This is a genomic window from Vicinamibacteria bacterium (assembly GCA_035620555.1).
Lineage (GTDB): Bacteria > Acidobacteriota > Vicinamibacteria > Marinacidobacterales > SMYC01 > DASPGQ01.
This window is the reverse complement of the sequence record DASPGQ010000778.1, coordinates 1-5,995: the sequence shown is the minus strand read 5'-3', so window position 1 is coordinate 5,995 and position 5,995 is coordinate 1. Positions and strand designations below refer to the sequence as shown.

The window sequence follows — 5,995 nt, the reverse complement described above, 5'->3', positions numbered from 1 at the left end:
TCATCGCCCATGTCGAGTTTTGCTTCGACTACTCCGAGATCGCGCGAGAGTTCGGGAAGTCGAGCCCGAATGCGGCGCGCATGGCGGTTTCGCGAGCATTGCGACGCCTTGCCAGCGAAATGAGCACGTCCTGAGGTCGAGCAGCCTGGACGGAGCCGGTCAACGTTATATACTCCCGCGAATGAACTAGAATTCGGACCCTGTCCTTGACACAACGTGCGCACGCGGGGTGCGATGGGAGGTCTCCATGATGTCTAGGATTTTGTTGGTCGTGTTGGTGGCGCTGCTCGAAGCCACTGTCGGGAGCGCCGGACCGAGGCGTCCGGAAACCGTTTCCCCTGGCAGCAACCGGACGGTTCTGGAGATCGCCGAGCGATGTCCCACGTTCAGCTGGGGAGTGATCGAGGGCGCAATTGATTTCGATCTCGTGGTTTACGAGATCCAGACAGGAGACGACCCGGGAGCCGCGGAGCCGAAGGCCGTCCTTCGACAGAGCGTGCCGGGCAACGTCCATTCCTGGACACCATCCCTCCAAGAAAGTCTCGCGCGGGGAAAGCACTACGCCTGGTACATCCGGGCCACGGACGAGTGGGAACCGGGAGAGTGGTCCGAGGCTCGGTTCTTTCGCGTGGAAGCGGTTCCCTCGGTCGAGGAGGTTGTCACCGCTCTCGATATACTGACGCGATTTCTAGAGAGCCGCGGCGAATCCCAGCCGCTCGAGCAGCTCGAAAAGCTCGTTGACCCGACACGAATCCGCGAGCCCATGGGAGAACGGTCAGAGCCCCCGTCCGGCCCGACCGATCCGCATCAGCCGGCTCCGGCTTTCGCGAGCGGCGCTTCCGCGATTCACGCCGAGCTCCCCGATACGGAAGGAGTCACTTATGGCCTCGTCGGAGTGAGCCACTCTGCCTCTGGCGCCGGTCTGGCGGGAGAGAACACGGCCGGAGGACCCGATCTGGTGCTGGGAGGTGCCACGACCAGTCTTCGGATGACCGAGTCGGGCATCGACGTGCCATCGGCTGCGGGTCATACGTTCAATCTTCAGAACTCCGGCGCCGGGGCGATGACGCTCCAGGTCGACGGGAACACCGCATATCACACCGGTAACGATGGGCCCGGGAGCGGTCTGGATGCGGATCTCTTGGATGGATCGGACTCGAGCGCCTTCGCCTTGGCTTCTCACAACCACAGCGGAACCTACGCGCCCGCCTCCCATAGCCACAGCGGCGCGGACATCACATCAGGCACAGTCGGGCAGAGCTTCGTGGACGGTGCGATCGCGCGAGACAATGAGATCCTGCCCACGGTTCTAGCGAACGACGGAGCTGGCAGCACACTCGATGCCGATCTTCTCGATGGTGTCCACGCGTCATCCTTCGCCAGCGCCAATCACAGCCACAGCGGTCCATTGACGCAGGTCAGGCGTTTTCAGGGTTGGGTCGGTCCCCAGATTCCCATCTCGGAAATCGCTTACTCGTTCCGCGGACCGACGGTTGACGTGACCGTGGCCACGGGCCAACAGATCATCGGGGCGGCCGTGGCCCCCTTGGCCACGACCTCAGGCGGCGTGGCATCAGGCCGGGCGGGCCTTTGCTACCAGTTGGGGTCAGGAGAGATCTTGAATTTCGTCGGTTTTGATGCCACGGTGGTCGAGGTCGGCACGATCCGAGCCCCGATCGCGGTGAGCTCGGGCACACCTACCGACCTGGTGAGCGGCAGCTACAAGGTTGGATTCTGTTTCAAGAACGAGAGCACGGTCGTGATCAATCGCAACGACTGGGTGAACGGCTGGGTCGCTGTCGTGAATCCCTGACGGCCGGCGCATTCATGCCGCTGCACCGCCGCTTCCATCAACTTCGGCCGGGCCACCCGAGCTAGCCGGGCGCCACGCGAAATAAGATCTGGTTTCCTGAATTCGAACGCTTCCTGCGCTCCAGGCGCGAGAGGCTACGGGATGCTGATCGCCGAGATCGGCCTCCCTCCGGGCGCGGACGTGGACCGCGCTTCGCTCCAGCGCGCCCTGTCCCAAAGCAAAAGCGGCCTGGAGCGATATGACGTCCTTCCGGATCGGATCGTCGCCTACCTCTGGCCGCCCGGCGGCGGTGCCGCCTTCGAATTCGCCTTTCGGCCGCGCCTGGCGATGGATGCGAAGAGCGCTCCTTTCGGCCTCTACGACTACTACAACCCGGAGGCGGCCGTGGTGGTCCCTCCGGCGCGATTCAGCGTGCGCTGAGAGTTTCGACGGGGGATTACTACGAGGCCCTCGTAGTACGAGGCCAATGTAGTACAAGGCCCTGGTAGTACAAGACCCTTGTGGTACACGCGTCTTGTAGTACTGGCCGCTTTGATCGGCCGGCATGAAGTACGCGACGTGGCGCGCGTGTTCGATCTCAACGACATGTTGGTTTCATGATATATTAGCCTGCAAGCTAAATATTCAGGAGTCGTCATGCACCGAATCTTTCTTGTCGTCGCGGGAGCGGCGTTGGCCGTCACCGTGGTCGCGGGCGCTTTGCCAATTTTGGAGGAGTCGCAGGACATGGCCGATACACCCCGAATCTTCCGCATCATTCTTCCGGTAAACGACATCGAACGCGCCGCTCGATTCTACGGGCAGCTGCTGAACATGGAAGGTGAGCGGGTCGCGCCTGGCCGTCATTACTTTCGCTGCGGCGAGACCATCCTCGCTCTCGTGGACCCGCGCGCCGATGGCGACGACTGGGACGCCCGCCCGAACCAGGATCACATCTACTTCGCCGTCGCCGATCTCGAGAGCGTGCACGCGCGGGCAACGGCTCTCGGAGGCCTATCCCAAGACATGGGCACGATCGAGAAACGACCCTGGGGCGAGGTCTCGTTCTACATGAAGGACCCGTTCGGAAATCCCCTGTGCTTCGTCGACGAGACGACTCTGTTTACGGGTCATCGATGACTCCCTCGTCCGCGCCCGGCGAGCGCCCTTCTGCCCGGAGCACGTCCAGAAACGTCTGGCCGTAGGTCTCGAGCTTTTTCTGTCCGACGCCCGAGATGGAGGAGAGGTCGGCAAGCGTCCTCGGCCGGATCCGGGCCATCTCCGCGAGAGTCTTGTCGTGAAAGATCACGTAGGCGGGAAGGCTTCTCGCCTGCGCGATCTCGAGACGCTTCGCCCGCAAGGCGTCGAAGAGCTTTCGGTCGGCCGCGCCCGCCACTTCCTCTTCCGTCGTCCGGTGCAGTCTCGGCTCGGCCGGGAGCCGCTTTCGATCGCGTCGAAGCTTCAACGCCCGCTCCCCTTTGAGGACCGGCCAGGCCCGATCGGAAAGGCGAAGCCCGCCGTGCTCGGGATCGACGTCGACGAGCCCAGAGGCGACCAGCTGACGGTAGACTCCCATCCAGCCCGCTCGATCGAGCTCCGCGCCGATGCCGAAGGTCGTGGCCCGGTCATGACGATTGCGGACGACCCGTTCGCTCGAGGCGCCGATCAAGACGTCGGCGAGATAGCCGGCTCCGAACATCTGCCCGGTGCGATAGACGTTGGACAGCGCTTTCTGTGCCACCACGGTTCCGTCATAGGCATCCACGGGCTCGAGGCAGGTATCGCAGTTCCCGCAGCCCTCGTCCCGCTCCTCACCGAAGTACCGGAGCATCACCGCGCGGCGGCACTCGGCGGTCTCGCAATATCCGAGAAGCGCCCCGAGCTTCATGTGCTCCACCCGTTTTCGTTCCGCGGATGACTCCGAGCGCTCCACCAACTGACGGATGAGAACGGCGTCTCCGTAGCCGTAGCACATCCAGGCCTCCGACGGCAGGCCGTCGCGTCCGGCACGCCCCGTCTCCTGGTAGTAGGCTTCGAGGCTCTTGGGGAGATCGAGGTGGGCAACGAACCGGACGTCCGGTTTGTCGATGCCGAGGCCGAAGGCGATCGTGCCCACGATGACGACACCTTCTTCCTCGAGGAAGCGCTCCTGGTGCCGCTGGCGTACGGTCTTGTCGAGCCCGGCGTGATAGGCGAGCGCGGCGATGCCCTCGCTCCGAAGCCAGGCGGCCACGTCGTCGACCTTTTTCCGGCTCATGCAGTACACGATCCCCGGCTGGCCCGCGTGGCGGAACCGGATGAATCGCAGCAGCTGGGCCTTCGCGTTCTTCTTCGGCACGACATCGTATCGGATGTTCGGCCGGTCGAATCCGGACACGAAGCGGCGAGCCCCGCCAAGATGGAGATGCTCGACGATCTCGCGCCGGGTGGGCTCGTCGGCTGTCGCCGTGAGCGCGATCCTCGGGACGGCGGGAAATCGTTCGTGAAGGACGTCGAGCTTGCGGTACTCCGGACGGAAATCATGGCCCCACTGGCTCACGCAATGGGCTTCGTCGATGGCGAAGAGCGCGAGTTTCGTCCGCTCGAGCAAGGAGAGAAATCCCGGTGTGGTCAGCCGCTCGGGAGCCACGTAGACGAGATCGTACCCGCCGTGGACCATCTCGTCCTCGATTCTCCGCGCCGTCTCGTAAGGAAGAGTCGAGTTGACGAAGGCCGCGGCAACACCGAGCTCGGTGAGCGCGCTCACCTGGTCCTGCATCAGTGCGATGAGCGGTGAGACGACGATCCCGACGCCCTCGTGGGCGATGGCCGGGATCTGATAGCAGAGACTCTTTCCGCCTCCCGTCGGCATGAGCACGAGCGCGTCGCCGCCGGAGAGGAGCTGCTCGATGACGAGCTTCTGCTGACCGCGAAATTCCCGATAGCCGAACACGCTCTCGAGTATTCGCTGCGGATCGTTCTCGCTTGCGCGCGGGTGCTCGTGCAATTTGATGAACATCGATCTATCATGGATGGACCATCACAACATAGCTCGGAGACAGGATGCCCTTGGACCAGTCCGTTCGCGCAGACACGACCGCGGGATTCATCGGCTCGCTCGCGGATACGCCTCTGGCCGAGATCTTCCGGCGGATCGTCGCCGAAGAGCGAAGCGGGGACCTTCAAGTAACCACCCCCGAAGCGATCAAAACGGTCTACTTCGACCGCGGGTTCATCGTGTTCGCGTCGAGCAACCGAAAGAGCGACCGGCTGGGCGAGAGCATGATCGAGGCGGGCCGGATCTCGCGATCCGAGTTCGCCGCCGCGAGCGACGTGATGAAAGCATCCCGCCTCAAGTTCGGCAAGGCGCTGGTGAGCTCGGGGATCGTCTCGGAAGAGGAGCTCGGCCATTACGTCGCCGCCCAGGTCAATCGCATCGTGCTCTCGCTATTCGCGGCGAGCCGCGGCATGTACAGCTTCGACGAGCGACCCACCGTGATCCCGGTGGACCTCATGGTGAGCCTTTCCGTCTACCGGATTCTGATGGAAGGCATCCGGCACATGCCGAGCAAGAAGCTCGTCCTCGCCGGCCTGCCCCCGCTCGATACTGAGGTCGAGGTGGCGGACCGGCCTCCGTTCGCTCTCGACGTCGAAGGGCTTCGGCCGGTGGAGCGAAGCGTGCTGAAGGCGATCCGGGGCCCCGAGAAGATGCGGGCGGTGATCGGCGAAGTGGGCGGCGACGAAGGCGTCGCGCTTCGCGCCCTCTACGGCCTCATCGCCGCCGGAGTTCTGGAAACGAAATCCGAGCAAGTGATGCCGCGCCGGCCACAGCTGGAGACGGGAACCTTCGTGATGTCGGAGATTGGCCAGAAGGTGTCCGCACCCGAGCCCGCCCCCGCCGGGATCCTCGGACGGCTCCAGGGCATGTGGACGTCGGCTGCCGAGTGGCTGGGAATCCCGGGGAGAGCGCCGAGCGATCTGAGTATCGCACCGTCGCGGCCAGCCCGCGGGCCGCGCCCCGCGGCCGCACCGCGAATCGAAGCCTCGGTCGAAGCACCGGTCCAGGCGAAGGTCGAAGTACCGGTCGAAGAAGACCCGGTGATCGAAGCACCGGTCGAAACGCCGAAAAGACCGCCATCCCCGGTTGTCGATGGTTCCAATGTGCCGGAGTGGTCACTCACCGACCGTCCCGCCGATCGGTTCCGGGACTTCTTCGAAGAACAG

5 protein-coding genes are annotated in these 5,995 nt (G+C 64.0%); 4 read left to right on the top strand and 1 reads right to left on the bottom strand.

What is annotated here, in order from left to right; translation table 11 throughout:
• The first annotated feature begins 247 nt into the window (after positions 1-247).
• From VEK15_31420 to VEK15_31410, 3 genes are all read left to right on the top strand, one after another.
• Positions 248-1,813 carry a hypothetical protein gene (locus VEK15_31420; GenBank protein HXV65247.1) on the top strand — a complete coding sequence of 522 codons (1,566 nt, stop codon included), beginning with the start codon at positions 248-250 and terminating at the stop codon, positions 1,811-1,813.
• 141 nt (positions 1,814-1,954) lie between these two features.
• Entirely contained in the window at positions 1,955-2,233 is a 279-nt protein-coding gene (locus VEK15_31415; protein ID HXV65246.1) for a hypothetical protein, read from the top strand.
• Between the two features lie 216 nt (positions 2,234-2,449).
• Positions 2,450-2,932, top strand: a complete 483-nt coding sequence (locus tag VEK15_31410; protein ID HXV65245.1) for a VOC family protein — start codon at positions 2,450-2,452, stop codon at positions 2,930-2,932.
• Here the strand turns inward: VEK15_31410 and recQ are convergent.
• Positions 2,916-4,790, bottom strand: coding sequence for a DNA helicase RecQ (gene recQ / locus VEK15_31405; GenBank protein ID HXV65244.1), 1,875 nt, complete (start codon positions 4,788-4,790; stop codon positions 2,916-2,918). The genes VEK15_31410 and recQ overlap by 17 nt on opposite strands.
• A gap of 44 nt (positions 4,791-4,834) precedes the next feature.
• Between recQ and VEK15_31400 the strand changes: the two genes are divergently transcribed.
• Positions 4,835-5,995 (top strand): DUF4388 domain-containing protein (locus VEK15_31400; protein ID HXV65243.1); only part of this gene is annotated, 1,161 nt, incomplete at its 3' end.